This is a genomic window from Xanthomonas sp. CFBP 8445 (assembly GCF_025666235.1).
GTDB lineage: Bacteria > Pseudomonadota > Gammaproteobacteria > Xanthomonadales > Xanthomonadaceae > Xanthomonas_A > Xanthomonas_A indica.
Genome location: NZ_CP102594.1, coordinates 792,403 through 816,329 on the forward strand (window position 1 = coordinate 792,403; position 23,927 = coordinate 816,329).

The following is a 23,927-nucleotide window of genomic DNA, read 5'->3' on the forward strand; positions in this document are numbered from 1 at the left end:
ACCGTCAGCGGCTCAGTGGACCGGCTCCGGCTCGTCGACGAACATCTGCGTTTCCATCCACGCGTACGCCGCCTCGGCACCGGGCTGGTTGAACAGCACCATCAGCACCACCCACTTCAGGTCGTCCAGGTCCAGCTCGTCCTGGTCCAGGGCCATGGCCCGGTCCAGCACCAGCTCGCGCTGGTCGCTGTCGAGAATGCCGTGCTGTTCCAGGAACAGCAGGAAGCCGCGGCATTCCACGTCGAGCTTGTCCAGTTCCGGACCGTGGTAGATGCGGATCGGGCCATCGATGCGCGGCTGCGCCACGGCCGGGCGCTGGTCGGCCAGGGCGTCGAGCCAGTCGAACGCCTTGCTGATCTCGGTGGGGCTGAAGCCGGCCTGGATCAGGCCATTCTGGAGGGAGTCGCGATCGCGGACCGGGTCCGCGTCTTCGCTGAAATAGTGTTCGAACAGGTACAGCAGGACATCCAGAATGCTCTCTTTCATTGCCCCTCGGCCTGCGTCGCGAGACGCTGTGGAGGTGAAGAAACTAGGGTTTGCGGGTGTAACGACCGCGTTCGACCGCCACGTAGCCATCCAGTTCCATGGCCAGCAGCATGGAGGACGCCGCTGCGGCCGTCAATCCGCTGCGTGCGATGAGTGAATCCATACAGATGGGGTCGTGGCCCAGCGCCTGCCACAAGCGCTGGTAGTCGGGATGGAGGAAGACCGGCGTGGCGCCGCGCGCGGTGCTGGTTCCCTGTGTGGGGGCGTTCAGGCGTCCGCGCAAGGCGTCGGCGAGTTCGGCGGCCAGCGGCGCGACGCCGGCCAACACCTCCTCGGCGCTCTCCACCAGCCCGGCGCCGTCGCGGATCAGCCGATGGCAGCCGCGCGCCAGCGGGTTGTGGATCGAGCCGGGCAGGGCGAACACCTCGCGCCCGGCCTCGGCGGCCAGCCGCGCGGTGATCAGCGCGCCGGAGCGGGTGGCGGCTTCGATCACCAGGGTCGCCAGGCTCAGCCCGGCGATGATCCGGTTGCGCGCCGGGAAGTGGCCCGCCCGCGCCGGCGTGCCGGGCGGATGCTCGCTGACCACCGCGCCGCGTGCGGCGATCTGGCTGCGCAGGGCGGCGTGCTGGCGCGGATAGGCCAGGTCCGCGCCGGTGCCGACCACCGCCACGGTCAGCCCGTCCGCGCGCGACAGTGCGGCCCGGTGCGCGGCGGCATCGACGCCGCTGGCCATGCCGCTGGTGACCGCGAAGCCGGCGGCGGCCAGGGCCAGGGCGAAGCCGTAGGCGTTGTCGCGGCCGCCGGCGCTGGGCGCGCGACTGCCGACCACCGCCACGGCCGGGTGCCACAGCGCCGTCGGGTCGCCGTCCACATACAGCGCCAGGGGCGGGTTGGGTGTGCGTCGCAGCAGGGCGGGGTAGTCGGCATCGTGGCAGCCGAGCAGGTGCCGGCCTGGCTGCGCCAGCCAGCGTTCGGCGGTATCCAGCGCGGCGCGGTCGGGCCGCTGCAGCGCGGCGATCTGCGCCGCGTCCAGGCCGGCCGCATGCCAGCCGGCGGGACCGGCGGCCAGCGCCGCGGCCGGGCTGCCCTGCTGCTCCAGCAGTTGCCGGCGCGGGGCGCTGGCGCCGCCGGCCAGCGACAGGACCAGCAGGGCTGGGTCGGCGGGGGCGTCGATGGGAGCGGTGACAGGCGGGGACATGCGCCCAGGCTAGGCCGCAAACGCAGACGGCGCCCTCGGGCGCCGTCTGCAATCGCTGTAGGGGGATGCCCCGGCGGCGGGTCAGCGTGCGTCGGGGTGCTTGACGTCGTAGCCGATGCGGGTCGGCTTGATGCCGTCCATCACCAGTGCGTAGCTGACCTTGTCGAAGGTGCGGAACACCATCGCGTGCGCGGCGTACTCGTCCGGCAGCGCCACGGTGGTGCCGCTGCCGCCGGTGAAGCCGTCGTCGGCGCGCGAGGTGTTGGGGTGGCGCACGCGGTCGTTGACCCGGGTGCCATGCCGCCACAGCGACACCACGGTGCCGTTGTCGATGCCTTCGCGGCGGCCGCCGGAAATGGCGATCACGTCGCGCGGGCCGGCCGCGCTGAACGCGTCGGCCACCGCCAGCACCCGCAGGCCGGCGGCCAGTGCCTGCTCGGACGGCGGATGCGGCACGAACTGCAGGTCGTAGGGCTGCGCCTCGACCGGGATCAGGCGGTCGCCGGCGCGCACTTCGCGGGCGTTGTCCTGCAGCAGCAGGGCGGTGGCCTGGCGGCCATCGGCGGACACCCGCGCAACGGTGCCGATGTTGACCTGGGCCAGTTCGTAGCCGAGGGTCTCGCGGCGCTTGTCCGGCGGCACGAAGGTCTGCCACAGGTTGCCGCTGCCGGGAATGCTGCGGCCTTCGGCGTTGAGGTTGTCGCTGAGCTTGGGCAGCAGGTAGCGCACGGTCGGGCGGACCACGGCGTAGCGCTGCCCGGCCTGGGCCTGGCCGAGGCCGACCGCGTAGACCAGTTGCCCGTCGGTGGCGCGCAGCCGGTTGTCTTCGGTGCCGACCACGTAGGGCAGGTTGTCGATGCGGTCGACCACGCGCAGGTTCTTCAGGAACGGCTCCACCTGCGCCAGCGGGATCGCGTCGATCGGCGCGTCCTGGCGCGGGCCCGGCTTGACCTCGGCATGCGCCACCCGGTCCAGGTAGGCCAGGCTGAGCACGTCGCCGGGATAGATCAGGTGCGGGTTGTGCACCTGCGGATTGGCCTGCCAGATCTCCGGCCACAGCCAGGGCTTGCCGAGGAAACGCCCGGCGATGTCCCACAGGGTGTCGCCCTTGCGCACCACGTAGGTGTCGGGGTGTTCGGCGGCCATGCTGGCGGAAGCAGCATAGGTCGCCACGGTGAGCATCGCCACGGCGACGACCGTGCGGAGTCGATTGAACATGAGCGCGGAGCCTGATTCCCCAACAGGTTGGCGCACTATAGTGCAGAACCCTGGTGCGGGCGCAAGCGCCGGGCGCAGAAACGGGTAGAATCCGCAGGTCTTGCCGAATCGTCCGGCGCCCCCATCTTGGGTACCGCTATGGCCCTGCTCCCCATTCTCGAATTCCCCGACCCGCGCCTGCGCACCAAGGCGGTGCCGGTCGATGCCGCCGAAGTCACCTCCGCGCCCTTCCAGCGCCTGCTCGACGACATGTTCGAGACCATGTACGACGCGCCCGGCATCGGCCTGGCCGCCAGCCAGGTGGACGTGCACAAGCGCTTCATGGTCATCGACGTCAGCGAGGAGAAGAACGCCCCGCAGGTGTTCATCAACCCGCAGATCGTGCAGCGCGACGGCGAACAGGTGTACCAGGAGGGCTGTCTCTCGGTCCCCGGCATCTACGCCGACGTGACCCGCGCCGACGCCATCACCGTGCGCTACCTGGACCGCCAGGGCCAGCCGCAGGAACTGAGCACCGACGGCCTGCTGGCGGTGTGCGTGCAGCACGAGATGGACCACCTCGACGGCAAGCTGTTCGTCGACTACCTGTCCCCGCTCAAGCGCGAAATGGTGCGCAAGAAGCTGGCCAAGGCGCGCAAGCACGTGGCCTGACGGCCGGGATTCGGCAGCCGGGATCGGGGATTCGCAAGCGCGTATCGGATTCCCATCCGGTCGCCGAACTCCCGCCTTTGGGAATCCCCAATCCCCAATCCCGAATCCCGCCCAATGAAAATCGTCTTCGCCGGTACGCCGGACTTCGCCGTGCCGTCGTTGCGCGCGGCTGCGCAGCGCCATGAAGTGGTCGCGGTCTACACCCAGCCGGACCGCCCGGCCGGGCGTGGCCGCGGGCTGACCCCGTCGCCGGTCAAGCTGGAGGCGGTGGCGCGCGGCATCCCGGTGCTGCAGCCGCAGACGTTGCGCTCGCCTGAGACGCTGCAGGCGCTGCGCGCGCTGCAGCCGGACCTGATCGTGGTGGTGGCCTACGGGCTGATCCTGCCCAAGGCGGTGCTGGCGATCCCGACCCATGGCTGCTGGAACGTGCACGCCTCGCTGCTGCCGCGCTGGCGCGGCGCCGCGCCGATCCAGCGCGCGATCGAGGCCGGCGACAGCGAGACCGGGGTGTGCCTGATGCAGATGGAAGCGGGGCTGGACACCGGCCCGGTGCTGCTGTCGCAGCGCACGCCGATCGGCGCCGACGAGACCGGCGGGCAGCTGCACGATCGCCTGGCCGCGCTCGGCGCGCAGGTGCTGGCCGACGGTCTGGGCCTGCTGCGTGCCGGTCTGCGTCCGGTGGCGCAGCCGCAGCCAGAGGCCGGCGTCACCTATGCGCAAAAGCTGGACAAGGCGCAGGCGCGGCTGGACTGGCAGCAGCCGGCGGCGCAGCTGGCGCGGCAGGTGCGTGCCTTCGATCCGTGGCCGGTCGCCGAGGCGATGCTGGCCGGCGAGCGGGTGCGGGTGCGCGGTGCGATCGCGCTGGACCTGGCCCACGGGCAGCCGCCAGGCACGGTGCTGACCGCGTCCAAGCAGGGCATCGACATCGCCTGCGGCCAGGGCGCGCTGCGCCTGCGCGTGCTGCAGCGCGAGGGCGGCAAGGCGATCACCGCCGCCGACTACCTCAATGCACGGCGCGACCTGCCGGTCCTGGCGTAAGGCGCCGGGCATGCCTGCGTACGCCGCGTTGGGCCTGGCAGGCGCCGCCGTGCGCGCGTCCTCGCTGAGGCATGGGCGCGCCATCCGCACGCGCCACCGCAGCGCGGCATGCGCGCGAACAGATGACACGTCCTGGAGCGCGTGCCGATGACCGCGACGCCTGCCGCCGCGTGGCCGCCGGGCGTGGCCCCGCGGGTGCTCGCCGCCCGCGTGCTGACGGCGGTGATCGACCGCGGCCGCTCGCTCAAGGCCGAACTGGCCACCGCGCTGCCGACATTGCCGGATCCGCGCGACCGCGCGCTGGTGGAGGCGATCTGCTTCGCCGTGCTGCGCCGCCGCCCGGCCTACGAGGCGGCGCTGCGGATGTGGTTGCAGAAGCAGTTGCCGCAGCGCGACGCCGAACTGCGCGGCCTGCTGCTGGCCGGCTTCGCCCAGCTCGATGCGCTGGGCCTGGCGCCGCACGCGGCGCTGTCGGCAACCGTCGAAGCGACGCGCGCGCTGGATCGGCCGCGCCAGGCCGGGTTGGTCAACGCATTGCTGCGGCGCGCGCTGCGCGACGGGCTGCCGGCGGTGGCTGCCGACGCGGGCTGGCCGCTGTGGCTGCGCGATGCGCTGCGCGCCGACTGGCCGCAGCAGGCCGAGGCGATCTTCGCCGCCAGCCAGCAGCCGGCGCCGCTGTGGCTGCGGGTCAACCGCCAACGCGGCACCCGCGACGCCTACCTGCAGGAACTGGCCGCGGCCGGCATCGCCGCGCAGGCGTCGCCGCTGCTGGCCGATGCGATCCGCCTGGAAACGCCGATGGCGGTGGGTGGCTTGCCGGGCTTCGCCGACGGGCGCGTGTCGGTGCAGGACGGCGCGGCGCAGCAGGTCGCCGACGTGCTGGCGCCGGCGCCGGGCGCGCGCGTGCTCGACGCCTGCGCGGCACCGGGCGGCAAGTCCGCGCACCTGCTTGAACGCGATCCCAGTCTGCGCCTGACCGCACTGGACGTGGATGCGCGGCGGCTGGCGCGGGTCGGCGAGACCTTTGTGCGCACCGGCGCCGGTGCGCAGGCGCAATTGCAGGTCGCCGACGCGGCGCAGCCGCAGGACTGGTGGGACGGCGAGCCGTTCGACGCGGTGCTGCTCGACGCGCCGTGTTCGGCCACCGGCATCGTGCGCCGCCAGCCGGACGTGCTGCTGCATCGCCGGCGCGAGGACGTGATCGCGCTGCAGGCGCTGCAGGCGCGCCTGCTCGACGCCGCCTGGCAGGTGCTGCGGCCGGGCGGGGTGCTGGTCTACGCCACCTGCTCAGTGTTGCAGGACGAGAACGCGCGGCAGGTGCAGGCCTTGCTGGCGCGGCAGCAAGGCGCGGCGCTGGAGGATCCGGGCGCGGCCTGCGGGCATGCCTCCGGTGGCGGGCGCCAGCGCTTCCCCGGCGAACAGGATTGCGACGGCTTCTACTACGCACGGTTCCGCAAGACGGCGTGAACCGGCCCCGGTATCATCGCGTCCCATGCTGAAGACCCGCGCGTCCCGAGAGTTCTGGTTGTTGGCCGTCCTGGCGGTGCTGGTGCTCGGCGCCGGCCTGGGCCTGCGCGATCCGCATCCGGCCGACGAGCCGCGCTTCGCGCTGGTCGCCAAGCAGATGGTGGAGAGCGGCAACTGGCTGTTCCCGCACCGCGGCACCGAGCTGTACTCGGACAAGCCGCCGATGCTGATGTGGCTGCAGGCCAGCTTCTACACGCTGTTCGGCAACTGGCGGGTGGCGTTCCTGCTGCCGTCGCTGCTGGCCGGGCTGGGCACGCTGGCCTGCGTCTACGATCTCGGCCGGCGCCTGTGGACGCGCCGCGTCGGCATGTACGCGGCCTACGCGCTGCTGTTCGCCTTCCACTTCACCTACCAGGCGAAGAAGGCACAGATCGATCCGCTGGTGGTGTTCTTCATCACCCTGGCCAACTACGCGCTGCTGCGCCACCTGTTGCGCGGGCCGGACTGGCGTTTGTGGGCGCTGGGCTGGTTCGCCGCGGGCCTGGGCACCATCACCAAGGGCGTGGGCGTGCTGGCGCTGCTGATGCTGCTGCCGGCCGCGGCGGCGTCGCTGGCGCACTGGCGCGGGGTCCGGGTCGGCCTGCGCGATCCGCGCTTCTGGCTGGGGCCGCTGGCGTTCCTGGCGGCGGTGTCGATCTGGCTGGTGCCGATGGTGACCACCGCGCTGTCGAGCAATGCGCCCGAGTACCGCGCCTACCTCAACGACATCCTGTTCCGGCAGACCGCCGGGCGCTACGCCAAGTCCTGGGACCACGCGCACGGGCCGCTGTACTTCTTCGGGGTGATGCCGAGCATGTGGCTGCCGGTGCTGCTGGCGCTGCCGTGGGCGATCCCCGCCTGGGCGCGGCGCCTGCGCCGGCGCGACGCGCGCTACCTGCTGCCGCTGGCCTGGTGGGCGCTGGTGGTGCTGTTCTTCTCGATCCCGACCGGCAAGCGCGATGTCTACATCCTGCCGGCGCTGCCGATGCTGTGCCTGGCGATGGGGCCGCTGATCCCCGGGCTGTTGCGCAAGCCCGGGGTCAAGCGCCTGCTGCTGGCGTTCACCGCGCTGCTGACGCTGGCGTTGGGCGGCGTCGGCGCGGCGATCCTGCTGGGACACGGCTTCCGCGCGAAGATGATGGAAGACCGCGGCATCGACCTGGCCACGGTGCAGGTGCTGGCCTGGATCCTGCTGGCGATCGGCCTGTGGGGCGTGGCCAGCCTGGCCGCCTTCGCACGGCGCCGCCCGGAACTGGCGACGGTCTCGACCCTGACCATGGTCTGGGCGATGGCCGGCTTGCTGGTGTACCCGCTGATCAACCTGTCCAGCTCCGCGCGCGGGGTGATGGAGTCGGTCGGGCGCCGCATCGGCCCGGATGCCGAACTCGGTCTGGTCGCCTGGAAGGAACAGAACCTGTTGATGGCCGACCGCCCGGCGACGACCTTCGGCTTCGTGGTGCCCTGGGACGAGCAACTGCGCCGCGGCATCGCCTGGCAGGCGCAGGCGCCGCAGCGGCGCTGGCTGTTGGTGCAGGAGGCAGCGATGCTGGGCTGCGTCGACCGCAGCGCCAGCATCCTGGCCGGCGTGTCCAACCGGCGCGACTGGTGGCTGGTCCCGGCCAGCGCCGTGCACGGCCACTGCGTGGTCACCCAGGACGACCGCGACCGCCTGCGCGAGCAGGACAAGGACCGCTTCGAATGAGCCGCAGCCGCGCGTTGCGGCAGCGTACCGCGGGTGCCGCTGGCGACCCGCGTGCCGCGCGGGCCGGGAGGCGCGCGTGCCGCCGCGCCTGATCCGGGTCATCAGCCGCGACAACGGCGGCGGCCTCAGCCGCGACCTGCAGGTGGTCGCCGACCTGCTGCGCGAGACCGGCCGCTATCGTGTCGAGGTGCTGGGCTTCGGCACCGTGCGCATCGCCAACCGCCTGCGCGAACTGCGCCTGTTCCTGCGCAGCCTGCTGTTCGGGCGCGCCGACCTGCAGATCTTCCTGGAGCGGGTGTATCCGCGTTGCCTCGGCGGCGGCCTGCGCAATGCGCTGATCCCCAATCCCGAGTGGTTCCGGCACAAGTGGCTGCGCTGCCTGCCGCGCTTCGCGCAGGTGCTGTGCAAGACCCGCCAGGCCGAACAGCGGTTTTCCACGATGGCGCCCACCGCCTTCATCGGCTTTTGCAGCGACGATTGCTACCGTCCCGAGGTGCCGCGCGAACGCGCCTGCCTGCACGTGGCCGGGCGCAGTTCGGCCAAGGGTACGGCACTGCTGCTGCAGACCTGGGCGCGGCACCCCGAGTGGCCACGGCTGACCGTGGTGCAGAGCGCGAAGAAGTCCCACCCGATCGAGGCCGAGAACATCGACTACCTGACCGGCTACCTGGACCAGCAGGAACTGCGGCGGCTGCAGAACGCGCACCGCTTCCACCTGTGCCCGTCCGAGGTGGAGGGTTTCGGCCACTACATCATGGAGGCGCTGAGCGTCGGTGCGGTGGTGATCACCACCAACGGCGCGCCGATGAACGAGCTGGTCAGCGCCGAGCGCGGCGTGCTGATCGACCCGGTCGGCGAGGGTCCGGACAACTTCGGCGTGCGCTACCGGATCGAGGCCGCCGGCCTGGAGCGGGCGATGGCGCAGGCGCTGGCGCTGTCGCCGATGCAATGCGACGCGCTGGGCACGGCCGCGCGCGGGTTCTTCGAGGCGCGCCGGCGCGAGTTCGGCGAGCGTCTGCGTGCGGCCGTGGCCGACCTGCTCGGGGACGCGCCGCCGCCCGCCGTTCCGGCCAGCCGCGGCGCCGATCGCGAACAGGTCAGGCCGGGTTAGGGAAGCGCCCCGGATCATCGCCGACCACCCACCCCCACGGCCTTCCCTCCTTGATGTCCCAGCCCATCGCGCCACGCCATGCCGTTTCCGCGTCCTCCCGCCAGGCCCTGGCCGAGCGCGGCGCGGCGCTCGCGCTGCTGTGCCTGCCGGCGCTGGTGATCAGCATGCCCAGCGGTCTGCTGCCGTTCGGCCTGCTGCTGCTGGTGACCAGCCTGCTGGCACTGCCGCAGTTGCGCCAGGCGGTGGCGCCGATGCAACCGTCGCTGCGCTGGCTGTGGATCCTGGCGCTGCTGGTGATCGGGTTGTCGCTGTGTTCGGTGCTGTACTTCGGCCAGCCGCTGAAGGACATCGACAACCGGACCCGCTTCCTGGTGCTGCCGTGGGCGGCACTGTGGACCTATGCGCTGCGGCCGCCGCAGCGCCTGCTGTGGTGGGGCGCGCTGCTCGGCATCCTCGCCGCGCTGGTGCTGGCCAGCGTGCAGGTGCTGCAGGGCCAGCCGCGCGCCGAAGGCTGGACCAATGCCATCGTCCTGGCCGACGTGGTGCTGATGCTGATGGTGCTGGCGGTGTTCTGCCGGCCGCGCGGCCAGTGGCCGTGGGCCGTGGCCGCGGTGGTGGCCGGCGGCATCGTCATCCTGCTCAGCGGCAGCCGCGGCGTGTGGCTGGGCGTGCTGCTGCTGCTGGTGGTCAGCGCCCTGTGCCTGCGCTGGCGCGACAGCGCGACGCGGCTGATGATCCTGGGCGCGTGCACCGCGCTGGCGGCGGTGCTGGTGCTGAGCGTGCCGGCATTGACCAAGCAGACCCGCCTGGCCGAGCTGCATCACGACGTGCAGCGCTACGAGCGCGGCGACAGCGATTCGTCGGCCGGTGCGCGCATCGAGCGCCTGCAGGTGGCGGCGGCGACCTTCGTCGAACACCCTGTGGTCGGGGTCGGGGTGGGCCGCTTCGACAACGCCATGCTGCGCCTGCCGGATTGCAGAAAGGGCTTCGTCGAGCGATGCCACCTGGGCCACGCGCACAACGACCTGGCCGAGTGGAGCGCGACCCAGGGCCTGCCCGGCACCGTGTTGATCCTGCTGGTGTACGGCGTGCCGCTGTGGCTGCTGCTGCGCCTGTACCGGCGCCGGCCGCAACCGCATTTCCATGGCGCGGCGGCGGCCGGGATCATGGTGGTGGCCGCCTACATCCTGTGCGGCATGACCCAGTCGATGTTCGCGCACCAGGTCAGCACCGGTTTCTATGTCTCGTTGGTGGGCGTGCTGATCGGCCTGGCCGCGCGCGAGGCGGAGCCGGCACCGGGCGCTGAAGGCGCCGCGCGAAGCCGGTAGACTGCCGGTCCCGCATCGCCGGGCGGCGCGGCGCCTGGCGCCGGCCGCCGGCACCGCGCCTGACTTCCGGATACCGCGCGCCATGGCCGACGCTGCCGCCGCCACCCTGCCGCTGAGCCTGGTGGTGATGACCTACAACGAGGCCGCCAACATCGCGCGCTGCCTGGACAGCGTGCCGTTCGCCGCCGACAAGCTGGTGGTGGACTGCGGCAGCACCGACGACACCGTGGCGATCGCCCGCGCGCACGGCGCGCGCGTGGTCGAGCAGGCCTGGCTGGGCTTCGGCCCGCAGCGCAACTTCGCCTCCACCCAGGCCGCGCACGACTGGATCCTGGTGCTGGACGCGGACGAATTCCTGTCCGACGCGCTGCGCGCCGAGTGCCTGGCGCGGCTGCCGCAGCTGATCGCCGAGGATCGCGTGGACGCGGTGTGGCTGCGCCGCAGCACCTGGTACATGGGCGCGCCGATGCGCTGGTACAAACCCATGGTCGGCGAGCGCCTGGCGCGGCTGTACCACCGCGGCCGCGCGCGCTGGAGCGATGCGCGGGTGCACGAGTCGCTGCGCTTCGACGGCGCCAGCGCCGCGTTCGCGCCGCCGTTCAACCACCTGCACAACCCGACTCTGGTGCACAAGCAGCTCAAGGTGCTGCGCTACGCCGAACTCAAGGCGCTCGGCTGGCGCGACAAGCGCAAGCCGGTGAGAATGTGGCAGAGCCCGTTCGTGTTCGCCGGCGCCTTCCTCAAGGACTATCTGCTGCGGCTGGCGTTCCTCGACGGTTGGCGCGGCTTCGTGGTGGCGCAGACCGCGGCCAGCTATGCGCTGTACAAGCGCATGCGCTACTACGAGATGCAGGTCAACCCGGCCTCGGTGGAGCAGGCGCGGGCGCAACTGCAACGGCACGATCTGGAGCACTGATGAGCAAGCACTATCTGCTGTACGGATCCGAGCGCTACGCGCTGGCGATCCTGCGCCCGCTGCAGGCGGCGATCCGCGCGCGCGGCGACGAGGCGGCATGGTTCTTCGACGGCCCCGGCGCCGAGGACCTGACCGCCGACGAGCGCCACCTGGCGACGGTGGAAGAGGTGCTGGCGTGGAATCCGTACGCGGTGATCACCTCCAGCAACGCGGTGCCGCATTTCTTCCCCGGGGTGAAGGTCGAGACCTTCCACGGCTTCGACGCCGGCAAGCCGCGGCACATCTACGTGCGCGGTTTCTTCGACCTGTACTGCACCACCGGTCCGCGCGACACCGCGGCGTTCGGCGCACTGGCGCGCAAGCTCGGCCACTTCGCGGTCAAGGAGACCGGCTTCCCCAAGATCGACCCGTTCATGCGCGAGATCGGCGCGGAGCTGGCGCCGGTGCGGCAGCCGCCGGTGATCCTGTACCACTCCACGTTCTCGCCGTCGTGGAGCGCGGCCGGCATCCTCTACGACGAGGTGGCGCGGCTCTCGCGCAGCGGCGAATGGCGCTGGATCGTCACCTTCCATCCGAAGATGGACCCGGCGATGGTCGCGCGCTACCGCGCGCTGGAGAGCGAGTACCTGCACTTCGCCGACAACGACAACATCCTGGAGCTGTTCCCGCAGGTGGACATGATGTGCTCGGACACCTCGTCCGCGCTCAACGAATTCCTGCTCACCTACAAGTCGGTGGTGACGTTCAAGAACCGGCGTCCGGGGCCGCAGCTGATCGACATCGACGATCCGGCGCAGTTCGAGCCGGCGATCCGCCGCGCGCTGCAGCGGCCGCCGGAGCTGATGGCGGCGATCCGCGAATTCGCCGATGGCCTGCATCCCTACCGCGACGGCCAGTCCAGCGAGCGCGTATTGCGTGCGATCGACGATTTCGTCGCCGAGGGTGCGCACAATCCGCGGCGCAAGCCGCTGAACCTGTGGCGCAAGCTGAAGATCCGCCGCCGCATCGGCTACTGGGGCCGCGGCGCGCGCCGCTGACGCGCCGCATCGCGGCGCGTGCTCACCAGCGCAGCCGCCGCTGCGCCAGCGCGTCGCCCAGTTGTCGGTACAGCGCCCGTGCCTGCGCGTCCGGCAGCAGCCGCATGCGCAGCGGCGGTTCGCCGTGGCGGGCGCCGGCGGTGTCCAGCGACAGCGTCGCGGTGCCGCACCAGCGGTCCAGCGGCGAACGGCTCAGGTGCAGCGCCTGCAGCTTGTCCAGTTCGGCCAGCCGCCACCAGCGCCGCCACCAGCCACCGCGGACCGCCACGTAGCGCGCATCCAGCGCGTAGCCCATGCGCTGCGCCTGCCGCCAGGACTTGAACGCCGACCACGGCAGCCACAACAGGCCCAGCGCGGCCCAGGCGCCGAGCGTGGGCCACAGCCCGGCGCACAGCAGCGGCACCAGCAGCAGCGCCGGCAGCGACAGCCGCCACCAGCAGCGCGTGGCAATGCCATGCCAGCGCGCCGGCGGCCAGGCGATCTGCGGCAGCAGCCGCTGCAGCAGCGCGTCGCAGGCGGCCGGGGTGGCCAGCGGCGCCAGTTCGGTCAGCGCGTGGTCGTGCCCGTGGTGCGACTGGATCACCGCGGTGTCGATGTGCAGGCTGCGCCGCCGCAGCAGCCGTTGCAGCACGCTTTCGTGCAGGGTCCAGGCCTGGATCCGGCGCCGCGCCACGCTGCTGCGCAGCCGCGTCAGCAGGCCGCGCTCCACGGTCAGCCGACGCTCGCTCTCGCTCAGCCGGAAGCCGTGGTACTGCACCAGCGCCAGCCCCATCGACAACGCGCGCATCAGCAGCAACAGCGTCGCCAGCATCAGCGCGAAGGTGACCGTGCCGGCCATCCAGCCCAACTGCAGGTGCGTGGCGTAGCCGAACAGTTGCCGCCCGTAGTGCTCGATCGCGTTGGAGATCATGCGCTCGGGAAACAGGTGGTAGGTGGCGCCGAACGCAGTGAGCAGCACCACCATGCCGCGGTTGGAGATCAGCCCCTGGCGCAGCACCTCGGCGGTAGGCAGGGCCAGCAGCAGTTCGCTGTCCGGCGCGGCAGCGGGGACGGCGCTGGCATCGGCGACGGCGGCACTGTCGGCGGCGGGCGCGCGGTGGCGGATCTGCTGTTCCAGCGCCAGCGCCTGGTCCAGCCGCAGCACGCGCATCTGCGCCTCGGGCTTGGTGCCGCCGGCCGACTCCAGGCGCACCTCGGCCACGCCGAACAGCCGGTGCAGCAGCGACTGGTGCACCACCACGTTGTGGATGCGCGCGAACGGGATCTCGCGCAGGCTGCGTTCCAGCCAGCCGCTGCGGATGCTCAGGCTGTCGCGGCCGATGCGGTATTGGTAGGTTAGATAGCGCAGCAGCGACACCGCCACCAGCCCGCTGCACACCGCCAGCATCACCAGGTGATCGGCGTGATCGCGGTGGCCGTCGCGGCTGCCGAACACCAGCAGCGCCAGCAACGGCAGCAGGAAATGCCTGAGGTGCTGCAGCAGCACGAACAGCCATGACCACGGGTGCAGGCGCCGCACCGGCGTGTTGTGCTCGGCGTCGGCCAGGTCGCTCACAGCGCGTCGTCGTCGTGGTCGAGCTGGTGCGCCAGGCGCTCGCGTAAGCGCTCGGCATCGGCCTGATCCAGGCCGGGCACGGCGACCGCGGTATGGCGGGTGCCGGCGGTGTGCACCACCAGGGTGGCCAGGCGCAGGGCGCGTTCCAGCGGGCCGCGGCGCAGGTCCAGGTGCTGCACGCGCGAGATCGGGACGTGCGTTTCGCTCTGCCACAAGCGCCCGCGGAACACGTCCAGGCCCTGGGCGGTCAGTCGCCAGCGGATGCGCCGGTGGCGGACGAAGCCGATCCAGGCGCCGCACAGGCCGCCCACCGCCGCCGCCACGGCACCCAGGGCCAGCGCGTGCAGGCTGTGCAGGCTGAGGCCGATGATGGCGGCGCCGACCACCAGGCTGAGCCCGAGCATGCAGCCGCCGCCGAGCGCCGCCAGCCAGGCGCCGCGCAACGGCAATGGTTGCCAGTCCGCCGGCGGCCAGTCGGCGGGCACCTGCGTTGCCGCGGCAGCGCTGGGCGCGGGCGCGGCGGGGGAGTCGTCCATGGGCGGCGGTGCGATCACGTCGGGGTCTCGGGCGAACCGGCGCGGGGCGCGGCGTGGCCTGCGATCCTAACGCGGCGACGGCGGGCGTGCGCTGCCTGCCTCGCCGTCCCGGTGTGATCCCTGCGGCGGGTCGTCTCGCGCGGCAGGGTCAGCGTGCCGCGCGCAGCAAGGCGTCAACGTCCAGCGCGTGCCCGGCGCGGGCCGCCTTGGTGCGCAGGTAGCCTTCGTTCTCGGCGGTGATGGTGCCGGTGACCGGGATGCGCTCGGTCACCTCGATGCCGGCCGCACGCAGGCGCTCGGCCTTGTTCGGGTTGTTGGTGAGCAGGCGCACGCGGCGGATGCCGAGCCCGCGCAGCATCGCCACCGCGCTGCCGTAGCGGCGTTCGTCGGCGCCGAAGCCCAGTTGCGCGTCGGCGTCGATGGTATCCAGGCCGTCGTGCTGGTAGCCGTAGGCACGCATCTTGGTGGCGATGCCGGTGCCGCGGCCTTCCTGGTCCAGGTACAGCAGCACGCCGCCGCCCAGCGCCTTGAGCTTGGCCAGGCCGTGCCGCAGCTGGTCGCCGCAGTCGCACTTGAGCGAGCCGAACAGGTCGCCGGTCAGGCAGGAGGAATGCACGCGCACCGGCACCGGCGCGCCGAGGTCGGGCTGGCCGATCACGATCGCGACCTGGTCGCGCTGCGCCACGCCGCCGCGGAACACCACGAACTCGCCGGGCCCCAGATCGCGCAGCGGCACCTGGGTGCGGGTGACCAGGGTGTAGCTGTCGGAGGCGGCGAGGGCGCAGCCATGCTCCAGATCGTCCAGTTGCAGCGCCTGGCAGCCCTGGAAGGCGCTGCTGTCGGCGCCCAGTTCCGCGGCGACCATCGCCGGCAGCAGCAGGCCCAGGCGCGCGATCTCGGCGGCGCCCGCATCGAGTGCGTCGCCGGGCAGCCAGTGCGCCGGCACCGGACCGTCGCGCAGGTAGGCCAGCGCCGCCAGCGCGTCGTAGGACTGCCCGGCCAGGGCGATGCGCGCGCCCTGCGGCGCGTCCAGGCCCAGCACCTGCGCGCGCGCAGGGGTCACGAACAGGTAGTGCCGCTGCCCGGTGGCCTGGGCGAAGCTGCGATAGGAGGGCTCGGTGCTGCTGTCCAGCGCCATGACCGCGCGGACGTGGCCGGCACGGTCCTCGAGCAGCACCGGGCGCCCGGCGCGCAACTCCGATGCCGCGCGTTCGCTGCGGATCGCGGCAGGATCGCCGAAGGCGTGCGCGGAAGGGGCGGTGGGGCTGGTCATGCACGACTCCAGATGGGGGATCGGCGGCGCCGCTTCAAGGCTGCCGCATCCGGTCGCGGCGGCTCCGGCGCGGCGCCGGCATGCGCATGGCGCCCGGGCGCCATTGTCGCGCGCTTTGCCTGTCCCGCCAGCCTGCAGGCGATGGAACGCACTGTGCCCGGTCGTACTGCGCCGCCGATGCAACCGGATGCGCCGCTCGCGGCACTACCGCCGGCGCTGGACGGGTGTGCACGCGCCGCCGGTTGCTTGCTACTGTGCGGCATCGCGTCCCCTCCGGCCCCCGCATGCAGCTCGTCGATTGCACCGAACCGCGCCACGCGATGGCGATCCTGGAGATCTTCAACGACGCCATCGTCCATTCCACCGCCCTGTACGACTACCGGCCGCGCCCGCCGGAGAGCATGGCGGCCTGGTTCGCGACCAAGCGCGCCGGCCACTTCCCGGTGCTGGGCCTGGAGGACGCGGACGGCACCCTGATCGGCTTCGCCAGCTACGGCACGTTCCGCGCCTGGCCGGCGTTCAAGTACAGCGTCGAGCACTCGGTCTACGTGCACCGCGACCATCGCGGCCGCGGCGCCGGCCGGCGCCTGCTGCAGGCGCTGATCGACACCGCGCAGGCGCGCGGCGTGCACGTGCTGGTCGGCGGCATCGACGCCAGCAATGCCGGCAGCATCGCCCTGCACGAGCAACTGGGCTTCGTGCATGCGGGCACCGTGCGCGAGGCCGGCTTCAAGTTCGGGCGCTGGCTGGACCTGGCGTTCTACCAGCGCATCCTCGCCGGTCCGGCGCAGCCGCACGACGATTAGCGCCGGCCCAGCACGGGGCGAGTGCCTAGTGCGGATGACGCTCGGTGGCGTAGGGATTGGGCTCGGCCGGGTCCGGGCGCAGGGTGTAGCGCTTGTAGGTCCACTGGTACTGCGCCGGGTCGCGCCGCGCCACCCGCTCCACGCCTTCGTTGAGCGCGGTGGCCGCGCGCAGCGGGTCGGCATCGGCGATGTCCGGCGGCGCCGGCTGCACGTGCAAGGCGAACTCCAGGTCGTTGCCGACACGCTCGCACCAGGCGAACAGCACGGTGGCGCCGGTGCGCTCGGCCAGGCGGTTGACCAGGGTCATGGTCAGTGCCGGTACGCCGAAGAACGGCGCGAACACGCCGTCGCCGGCCTTGGGCTGCTGGTCGGGCAGGATGCCGACCGCGCCGCCGTCCTTGAGCGTCTTGAACAACTGCCGCACCGCCGGGCCCTCGGCGCGCACCTGGCGCACCCGCTCGCCGCTGCGCACCAACTGCAGGAAGGCATCGCCGACCGCCGACTCCGGCGCCTTGTAGACGATGGCGATGTCGCCGCGCGAGGCCAGCCACTGGTTGAGCAGTTCCCAGTTGCCGAAATGCGGCGCGGCCACGATCACCCCGCGGCCGGCGGCCAGCGCCGCGTCGTACAGCTCCTGGCCGTGGCGCAGGCGCAGCCGCGCCAGGTTCTGTTCCGGCGGCCGGGTCCACAGCGCCAGCGTCTCGAACGCCTGCCGCGCGGTGGAGCGCAGCACGTCGCGCTGCAGGGCGACGCGCTCGCTGGGCAGCAGCTCCGGATAGGCAAGCTCCAGATTGCGCCGGACCACCCGGCTCTCGCGTGCGTCCAGGCGCAGCCACAGCCCGGCCAGGCCGTCGGCCAGGCGGCGCAGCCACGGCCACGGCAGGCGCGCCATGGCAGCGGCGCAGCGGTACAGCAGGGAAGCGAGCGTGGCGGGTTTCATCGGCCCAGTTTATCCGCTCGGCGTGCCGGGCCCCTCCGAACGGTGTCGCGGATCGCGCCGGCTGCACGCGTCGTCGCTTTCTCAATCCCGCCCATTCGGCGATGATGCCGCTCGATCGCAACCGTTCGTCGCGGCGCGACCAGTGCCGAATCCCCAATCCCCAATCCCGGCCCACTGCCATGCTCTCGCTGATCCAACGCGTCACCCAGGCCTCGGTCAGCGTCGACGGCGAGGTCGTGGGCCAGATCGGGCCCGGCCTGCTGGCGCTGGTGGCGGTCGAGCCGGGCGACGACGAGGCCAAGCTGCGGCGCATGGCCGAGCGCCTGCTCGGCTACCGGGTGTTTTCGGACGACAGCGGCCGCATGAACCGCTCGTTGCGCGACACCGGCGGCGGCCTGCTGCTGGTCAGCCAGTTCACCCTGGCTGCCGACACCGGCTCGGGCATGCGGCCCAGTTTCACCACCGCGGCACCGCCGGCCGAGGCTGAACGCGGCTTCAACCGATTGCTGGAGCTGTGCCGCGCGCAGCACCCGCCAGGGGTGGAAAGCGGCCGTTTCGGTGCCCATATGATCGTCAGCCTGGTCAACGACGGCCCGGTCACTTTCCTGCTCCGGCCGTAGACGCCGGCGCGTTCCTGGCGGAGCCGTTCAGGCTCCTCGTCCGGCAAGCGGCGGTCCGGGCTGTTATAATGCTAGGTTCACTCATTCACCTACCTGCCGGTGGCGCGAGCACTCATGGCCAACGAACGTCCTGCCCAGCAATCCGACATCAAGCAACTGATCAGCAAGGGCCTGGAACAGGGCTATCTGACCTACGCGGAAGTCAACGACCATCTTCCCGACGATCTGGTCGACCCCGAACAGATCGAAGACATCATCGGCATGATCAACGGCATGGGCATCGATGTCCATGAAGTTGCGCCCGATGCCGAAACCCTGTTGCTCAACGACGGCAACACCGGCAACCGCGAAGTCGACGATACCGCGGCCGAAGAAGCCGCGGCGGCGCTGACCGCGCTCGACACCGAGGGTGGCCGCACCACCGATCCGGTGCGCATGTACATGCGCGAGATGGGCACAGTAGAACTGCTGACCCGTGAAGGCGAGATCGCCATCGCCAAGCGCATCGAGGAAGGCCTCGGCCAGGTGCAGGCCGCGCTGGGCGCGTTCCCGCTGGCGGTGGAGACCCTGCTCGAGGACTACGAACAGCACAAGGAAGGCAAGAAGCGCCTGGCCGAGATCGTGGTCGGCTTCAACGACCTGATCGAGGAAGAGCCGGCGCCGCCGGTCGCGGTGTCTGACGACGACAGCGCCGCCGATGCCGATGCCGACGAGGATGACGACGACGACGTCGACACCGCCGAAGAGGACGCCGGCCCGACCGGTCCGGACCCGGCCGAGGTCGCGCGGCGCATGGAAGTGCTGGCCACCGAGTACGCCAAGTTCAAGAAGGCCCACGCCAAGAACGGCGCCGAGCACAAGCTGGTCACCAAGCTGCGCAACGACATCGCCGAGGTGTTCGTCACCCTGAAGCTGCCGCTGCCGCTGACCGACGTGCTGGTGCGCAAGCTGCGCGACACCATGGCCCAGGTCAAGGACCACGAGCGCCGCGTGCTGCATCTGGCCACCCACGTGGCGCGCATGCCGCGCAAGGACTTCATCCGCTCCTGGGAAGGCAACCAGACCAACGTGGCCTGGGTCGACGACGCGCTCAAGCGCAAGCAGAAGTGGTCGTCGGCGCTGCGCGACGTCAAGGACCAGATCATCGCCGAGCAGGAAGCCACCGTCGCGGTGGAGCAGGCCACCTACCTGAGCCTGGCCGAGCTGAAGGAAATCAGCCGCGCCATGGCCTATGGCGAAGCCAAGGCGCGCAAGGCCAAGAAGGAAATGGTCGAGGCCAACCTGCGCCTGGTGATCTCGATCGCCAAGAAGTACACCAACCGCGGCCTGCAGTTCCTCGACCTGATCCAGGAAGGCAACATCGGCCTGATGAAGGCGGTGGACAAGTTCGAGTACCGCCGTGGCTACAAGTTCTCGACCTATGCCACCTGGTGGATCCGCCAGGCGATCACCCGCTCGATCGCCGACCAGGCGCGCACCATCCGCATCCCGGTCCACATGATCGAGACGATCAACAAGTTGAACCGCATTTCCCGGCAGATGCTCCAGCAGTACGGCCGCGAGGCCACGCCGGAGGAGCTGGCCAAGGAAATGGACATGCCGGAGGACAAGATCCGCAAGGTGATGAAGATCGCCAAGGAGCCGATCTCGATGGAAACCCCGATCGGCGACGACGAGGATTCGCATCTGGGCGACTTCATCGAGGACACCAACGTGGAGTCCCCGATCGAGAACACCACCAACATCAACCTGTCCGAGACCGTGCGCGACGTGTTGGCCGGCCTGACCCCGCGGGAAGCCAAGGTGCTGCGCATGCGCTTCGGCATCGACATGAACACCGACCACACCCTCGAGGAAGTCGGCAAGCAGTTCGACGTGACCCGCGAGCGCATCCGCCAGATAGAGGCCAAGGCGCTGCGCAAGCTGCGTCACCCGAGCCGCTCGGAACAGCTGCGCAGCTTCCTCGATATCGACTGATCGAGCGCGGTTCGCTGCAACGAAAAAGCCCCGCCAGGTGCGGGGCTTTTTTGTGGGCGGAGGAAGGAGTCAGCCGCTACCTAGCGTGTGGATGTTGCCATGTGACGCGCCGCCGCCGCCGCCGTCGCCCGGCCGTCGTAGGAGCGGCTTCAGCCGCGACCTGGCCTTCCGGGAACGCCCGGTCGCGGCTGAAGCCGCTCCTACGACCGACATATAAGGGCGCCGGATCGCCGGCGCTCTGCTTGCCACGTCGGCGTTACGCGAACGCCTTGCTGCCGCGCATCACCGCCAGCACATCATGGCAGGCACCCATGGTGTGGTAGTCGGTCTTGCCGGCCGGGCTCTTCTCGTCGCTGTAGCTACGGTTGTCGCGGCTGAGGATGCGGAACCAGGCGCCGTAGCGGTGGTCGACCAGGTGCTCCCAGGAGTACGCCCACAACTTGTCGTAGGCGGCGCGATACGTGGCGTCGCCAGTGGCGGCCAGCAGCCGCGCCGCGGCGGCGATCGCTTCGGCCTGCACCCAGAAGTACTTGTCGTCGTCGCAGAAGTAGGTCGGCGCCGCGGCCACGTCGGGCACGCCGACCACCGGCGCCTCTTCGGTGCCGGAGGCGAAGCCGTAGACGATGCCGCCATGCTGCGCGTCCCAGCCGTGCGCCAGGGCGGTGTCGAACAGGTGCCGCGCGGTCGGCAGCAGCCAGTCCGCCGCAGTGCCGGTGGCGGCCTGCAGGTGCCCGTGCAGCAGCACCAGCAGCTTGGACCACTCGACCTGGTGGCCGGGCTGGAAGCCCCATGGCCGGAACAGGTGCTTGGGGTTGTCGCGGTTGTAGTCCCAGTCCACCTGCCAGTTCGCGTCGTAGTGCTCCCACACCAGGCCACCGGCCAACGCGGCCTGGCGGCGGGTGATGTGGTCGGCCAGCAGCAGCGCGCGCTGCAGGTAGCGCGGCTCGGCGCTGGCCTCGTAGGCGGCGATCAACGCTTCGCACAGGTGCATGTTGGCGTTCTGGCCGCGGTAGCTGGAGAACGTCCACTCCGGCGTGGCCTCGTCGCGGTACAGGCCGGCGGCGGCATCCCAGTAGCGGGTTTCCAGCAACTGCCAGGTCTCGTCCATCCACGCGTCGGTGTCCAGGCCGGCCTTCTTCGCGGTGGCGTAGGCCAGCAGCACGAAGGCGGCGCCGTAGGCGTGCTGGGTGCGGTCCTCGGCCACGCCGTCGCGCAGGGTCCACACGTAGCCGCCGCTGGCGGTATCGCGGTGCACCTCGCGCAGGTAGCGCAGGCCGTGGCGCGCGGCGTCCAGGTACTCGGCGGCCAGCGCCGAGTCGGCGAATTCGATCGCCGCCATCGCGTAATTGAAGACGAAGCGGGTGCTGCTGACCAGGTGGCGATGGCCGGCGTCGTACACGCTGCCGTCGTCGCGGAAGTAGTGGAAGAAACCGCCCGCCGGGTCGATCGCGCGCGGGTGGTAGAAGGCCATGGTGTCGGCGATGTGCGCGCGCAGGGCGGCGGCGTCGGCGAAGTCGGGCAGGGGCGTGGCGGGCAGGTTCATGCGGTTGGCTGGCAAGCTGGTTGAGAGAGGGGAAGGCAGCGGCGCACGACGGCGGCGTGAGCGCCGCCGCCGTGCCGGGAGAGGATCAGTGCATCACGCGCGCAGTCGGCGCGGTGGCGGGCGCGGCCGCCGCCAGGTCCGGCGACAGGCGCGAGCCGCGCAGGCCGTACCAGACGATGTAGGCGTAGCACAGCAGCGGGATCACGAAGGCGTGCTGGATGCCGATGGCGTCGGCCAGCGCGCCCTGCGCCAGCGGCACGATGGCGCCGCCGACGATGCCCATGATCAGCAGGCTGGAGGCCTTGCTGGTGAGCACGCCCAGGCGCTCGATGGCCACGGTGAAGATGGTCGGGAACATGATCGAGTTGAACAGGCCGATCGCGATCACACTCCACATCGCCACATGGCCGGTGCTGAGCATGGTGGCGATCAGCAGCAGCGAGGCGATGCCGGCGAAGGTCGCCAGCAGCTTGCGCGCCGGGACGAACTGCAGCAGCGCCGCGCCGGCGAAGCGGCCGACCATCGCGCCGCCCCAGTAGAACGGCAGGTAGCCGCTGGCATCGGCTTCGGTCAGGCCGCCGGTGGTGGGGCCGGAGATGTAGTTGATCAGGAAGCTGCCGATCGACACTTCCGCGCCCACGTACATGAAGATCGCCACCACGCCCCACAGCAGGTGCGGGTGGCGCAGCGCGTCGGCGAAGCTGTGATGCGATTCGGTGCTGGCGTCGGTGTCCTCGCGCAGCGACGGCACCCGCATCACCAGCACGAACACCGCCAGCAACAGCAGGCCGCCGGCCAGCATCAGGTAGGGGATTTCCACCGAGCGCGCCTGCTCGATGCGGTAGGCGGACAGCTGCTCGGGGTTCATCGCCGCCAGCTGGTCGGCGCCGAGCACCGCGCCGGCCAGGATCAGCGGGCCGATCAGCCACGGGAACACGGTGGTGCCCAGCGAGTTCAGCGCCTGCGCGAAGTTGAGCCGGCTCGGCGCCTTCTCCGGCGCGCCGATCAGGCTGATGTATGGGTTGGCGGCCACCTGCAGCAGGGTGATGCCGCTGGCCAGCACGAACAGCGCGGTCAGGAACAGCGGGTAGGAGGGCAGGCGCGCGGCGGGGTAGAACATCGCTGCGCCGATCGCCGCCACCACCAGGCCGATGACGATGCTGGCCTTGTAGCCGGTCCGCGACACCACTGCGCCGGCCGGCACCGACATCAGGAAGTAGGCGCCGAAGAAGGTGAACTGGATCAGCATCGACTGCGCGTAGTTCATCTGGAACACGGCTTTCAGATGCGGGATCAACACGTCGTTGAGGCTGGTCAGGCCGCCCCAGGTGAAGAAGATCATGCTGACCACCGCGATGGCGGCGGTGTTGGACAGCGGGCGACGGCTCATGCAGCGACTCCGGGAACGGGCGAGAGGGCGACCCGGCTGCTGGCACGCAGGCACAGCCGGGCGGGGGCGATGGTAAGCGCAGGCAGGGCCTGGCGGTGACGCAGCGCGTCCAGCACCAGGCGCGCGGCCTGCATGCCGCGCTCGCGCGGGGCGACGGCGACGGTGCACAGCGGCGGGGTGGCGACGGCGGCTTCGGGGATGTCGTCGAAGCCGATCAGCGCGTAGTCGCGGCCGGCCATGCGGCCGCGTTCGGCCAGGCCGCTGGCCAGGCCCAGCGCGACCACGTCGTTGTAGCAGACCAAGGCGGTCGGCAGCGGGTCGCGCGCGCACAACGCGCCGGCTTGGCGCGCCGCTTCCAGCCGGGTCGGCGCGCACTCGATCAGCCACGCCGGGTCGAGCGCGACGCCGGCGGCGGCCAGCGCCTCGCAGTAGCCGGCGCGGCGCTCGGCGCAGGAACTGGACTGGCGGTGGCCGCCGAAGAAGGCGATGGCGCGGTGGCCCTGCGCCAGCAGGTGTTCGGTGGCCAGGCGCGCGCCGCGGCGGTTGTCCAGCGCCAGCAGCGGCCAGTCGCCGTCCAGCGCACGATTGAACAGCAGCACCGGCAGGCGCGGCCCCAGCAACTGGCGCAGCCGTGCCGCGTCGGTGTTCTCGGTGGGCGAGAGGATCATCGCCGCCGGGTGGTGCTCGATCAACGAGGCCAGCACGGTCTGCTGGCGCTCCGGCGATTCGCCGGTGCTGCCCATCAGCATCACGTAGCCGGCCTCGGCCAGCGCCGCGTCGACGCCGCCGGCGAACTCGGCGAAGAACGGATTGGCCAGGTCGTTGACCACCAGCGCCACCGCATTGGACGCGCGGCCGCGCAGGCTGGCCGCGCCGCGGTGGTAGACGTAGCCCTGGCGGGCGATCTCCGCCGCCACCCGTGCACGCGTGTCCGCGTGCACCAGCGGGCTGTTGCGCAGCACCAGCGACACGGTCGCCCGCGACACGCCGCAGGCGGCAGCGATGTCGGACACGGTGACGCGTTTGTCGGCGGGAGACGGCGCCACGGCGCATTAGACCGGTTCAAAAAGGTCGCTCATCCTGCGCTGTCGGGATT

Annotated in this window: 21 protein-coding genes; 11 read left to right on the plus strand and 10 right to left on the minus strand. The window is 71.3% G+C overall.

Annotated features, from left to right (window positions below; genetic code table 11):
* Positions 1 to 12: 12 nt before the first annotated feature.
* From NUG21_RS03470 to NUG21_RS03480, 3 genes are all read right to left on the minus strand, one after another.
* The gene (locus NUG21_RS03470; RefSeq protein ID WP_010340686.1) at positions 13 to 486 is read right to left on the minus strand and encodes a DUF494 family protein; all 474 of its coding nucleotides are present in this window, start codon (positions 484 to 486) and stop codon (positions 13 to 15) included.
* A gap of 43 nt (positions 487 to 529) precedes the next feature.
* Positions 530 to 1,684, minus strand: a complete 1,155-nt coding sequence (dprA, locus tag NUG21_RS03475; protein WP_263392291.1) for a DNA-processing protein DprA — start codon at positions 1,682 to 1,684, stop codon at positions 530 to 532.
* 81 nt (positions 1,685 to 1,765) lie between these two features.
* Positions 1,766 to 2,902, minus strand: a complete 1,137-nt coding sequence (locus NUG21_RS03480) for a LysM peptidoglycan-binding domain-containing protein (protein WP_263392292.1) — start codon at positions 2,900 to 2,902, stop codon at positions 1,766 to 1,768.
* A gap of 138 nt (positions 2,903 to 3,040) precedes the next feature.
* Here NUG21_RS03480 and def point away from each other — a divergent pair, with 138 nt between their 5' ends.
* From def to NUG21_RS03520, 8 genes are all read left to right on the plus strand, one after another.
* Positions 3,041 to 3,553, plus strand: coding sequence for a peptide deformylase (gene def, locus NUG21_RS03485; protein WP_160945567.1), 513 nt, complete (start codon positions 3,041 to 3,043; stop codon positions 3,551 to 3,553).
* 114 nt (positions 3,554 to 3,667) lie between these two features.
* Positions 3,668 to 4,591, plus strand: a complete 924-nt coding sequence (gene fmt / locus NUG21_RS03490) for a methionyl-tRNA formyltransferase (protein ID WP_263392293.1) — start codon at positions 3,668 to 3,670, stop codon at positions 4,589 to 4,591.
* Positions 4,592 to 4,738: 147 nt separating this feature from the next.
* Complete coding sequence (gene rsmB, locus NUG21_RS03495) at positions 4,739 to 6,058, plus strand: 16S rRNA (cytosine(967)-C(5))-methyltransferase RsmB (RefSeq protein WP_263392294.1); 1,320 nt, start codon at positions 4,739 to 4,741, stop codon at positions 6,056 to 6,058.
* Between the two features lie 25 nt (positions 6,059 to 6,083).
* Positions 6,084 to 7,799: an ArnT family glycosyltransferase gene (locus NUG21_RS03500; RefSeq protein ID WP_263392295.1), complete on the plus strand. Its 1,716-nt coding sequence runs from the start codon at positions 6,084 to 6,086 to the stop codon at positions 7,797 to 7,799.
* 76 nt (positions 7,800 to 7,875) lie between these two features.
* Positions 7,876 to 8,910 carry a glycosyltransferase gene (locus NUG21_RS03505; protein WP_160945563.1) on the plus strand — a complete coding sequence of 345 codons (1,035 nt, stop codon included), beginning with the start codon at positions 7,876 to 7,878 and terminating at the stop codon, positions 8,908 to 8,910.
* A gap of 53 nt (positions 8,911 to 8,963) precedes the next feature.
* Positions 8,964 to 10,238, plus strand: a complete 1,275-nt coding sequence (locus NUG21_RS03510) for an O-antigen ligase family protein (protein WP_263392296.1) — start codon at positions 8,964 to 8,966, stop codon at positions 10,236 to 10,238.
* 82 nt (positions 10,239 to 10,320) lie between these two features.
* Positions 10,321 to 11,154 carry a glycosyltransferase family 2 protein gene (locus NUG21_RS03515; RefSeq protein ID WP_160945561.1) on the plus strand — a complete coding sequence of 278 codons (834 nt, stop codon included), beginning with the start codon at positions 10,321 to 10,323 and terminating at the stop codon, positions 11,152 to 11,154.
* Positions 11,154 to 12,191 carry a CDP-glycerol glycerophosphotransferase family protein gene (locus tag NUG21_RS03520; RefSeq protein WP_019797753.1) on the plus strand — a complete coding sequence of 346 codons (1,038 nt, stop codon included), beginning with the start codon at positions 11,154 to 11,156 and terminating at the stop codon, positions 12,189 to 12,191. The genes NUG21_RS03515 and NUG21_RS03520 overlap by 1 nt, the downstream gene beginning before the upstream one ends.
* Before the next feature lie 22 nt (positions 12,192 to 12,213).
* On the opposite strand, the gene NUG21_RS03525 is transcribed toward NUG21_RS03520, so the two are convergent.
* The 3 genes from NUG21_RS03525 to ribA all read right to left on the minus strand — a co-directional run bounded on the left by NUG21_RS03525 (position 12,214) and on the right by ribA (position 15,555).
* Positions 12,214 to 13,746 (minus strand): PH domain-containing protein, encoded by a 1,533-nt coding sequence (locus NUG21_RS03525; RefSeq protein WP_263392297.1) that lies wholly within the window; start codon positions 13,744 to 13,746, stop codon positions 12,214 to 12,216.
* Positions 13,743 to 14,282, minus strand: coding sequence for a PH domain-containing protein (locus NUG21_RS03530; RefSeq protein ID WP_242081901.1), 540 nt, complete (start codon positions 14,280 to 14,282; stop codon positions 13,743 to 13,745). The genes NUG21_RS03525 and NUG21_RS03530 overlap by 4 nt, the downstream gene beginning before the upstream one ends.
* A 148-nt stretch (positions 14,283 to 14,430) precedes the next feature.
* Complete coding sequence (gene ribA, locus NUG21_RS03535) at positions 14,431 to 15,555, minus strand: GTP cyclohydrolase II RibA (protein ID WP_263392298.1); 1,125 nt, start codon at positions 15,553 to 15,555, stop codon at positions 14,431 to 14,433.
* 284 nt (positions 15,556 to 15,839) lie between these two features.
* On the opposite strand from ribA, the gene NUG21_RS03540 reads away from it, so the two are divergent.
* Positions 15,840 to 16,361 carry a GNAT family N-acetyltransferase gene (locus tag NUG21_RS03540; protein WP_263392299.1) on the plus strand — a complete coding sequence of 174 codons (522 nt, stop codon included), beginning with the start codon at positions 15,840 to 15,842 and terminating at the stop codon, positions 16,359 to 16,361.
* A 25-nt stretch (positions 16,362 to 16,386) separates the two neighbouring features.
* Here the strand turns inward: NUG21_RS03540 and NUG21_RS03545 are convergent, their stop codons facing one another.
* Complete coding sequence (locus NUG21_RS03545) at positions 16,387 to 17,301, minus strand: lauroyl acyltransferase (protein ID WP_263392300.1); 915 nt, start codon at positions 17,299 to 17,301, stop codon at positions 16,387 to 16,389.
* A gap of 179 nt (positions 17,302 to 17,480) precedes the next feature.
* Here NUG21_RS03545 and dtd point away from each other — a divergent pair, with 179 nt between their 5' ends.
* Positions 17,481 to 17,921 carry a D-aminoacyl-tRNA deacylase gene (gene dtd, locus NUG21_RS03550; protein WP_019797359.1) on the plus strand — a complete coding sequence of 147 codons (441 nt, stop codon included), beginning with the start codon at positions 17,481 to 17,483 and terminating at the stop codon, positions 17,919 to 17,921.
* 114 nt (positions 17,922 to 18,035) lie between these two features.
* Positions 18,036 to 19,898 carry an RNA polymerase sigma factor RpoD gene (gene rpoD, locus NUG21_RS03555; RefSeq protein WP_160945553.1) on the plus strand — a complete coding sequence of 621 codons (1,863 nt, stop codon included), beginning with the start codon at positions 18,036 to 18,038 and terminating at the stop codon, positions 19,896 to 19,898.
* A gap of 256 nt (positions 19,899 to 20,154) precedes the next feature.
* On the opposite strand, the gene NUG21_RS03560 is transcribed toward rpoD, so the two are convergent.
* The 3 genes from NUG21_RS03560 to NUG21_RS03570 all read right to left on the minus strand — a co-directional run bounded on the left by NUG21_RS03560 (position 20,155) and on the right by NUG21_RS03570 (position 23,877).
* Entirely contained in the window at positions 20,155 to 21,441 is a 1,287-nt protein-coding gene (locus NUG21_RS03560) for an AGE family epimerase/isomerase (protein WP_263392301.1), read from the minus strand.
* A gap of 85 nt (positions 21,442 to 21,526) precedes the next feature.
* The gene (locus tag NUG21_RS03565; RefSeq protein ID WP_242081904.1) at positions 21,527 to 22,831 is read right to left on the minus strand and encodes a sugar MFS transporter; all 1,305 of its coding nucleotides are present in this window, start codon (positions 22,829 to 22,831) and stop codon (positions 21,527 to 21,529) included.
* The gene (locus NUG21_RS03570; RefSeq protein ID WP_263392302.1) at positions 22,828 to 23,877 is read right to left on the minus strand and encodes a LacI family DNA-binding transcriptional regulator; all 1,050 of its coding nucleotides are present in this window, start codon (positions 23,875 to 23,877) and stop codon (positions 22,828 to 22,830) included. The genes NUG21_RS03565 and NUG21_RS03570 overlap by 4 nt, the downstream gene beginning before the upstream one ends.
* Positions 23,878 to 23,927: the final 50 nt, after the last annotated feature.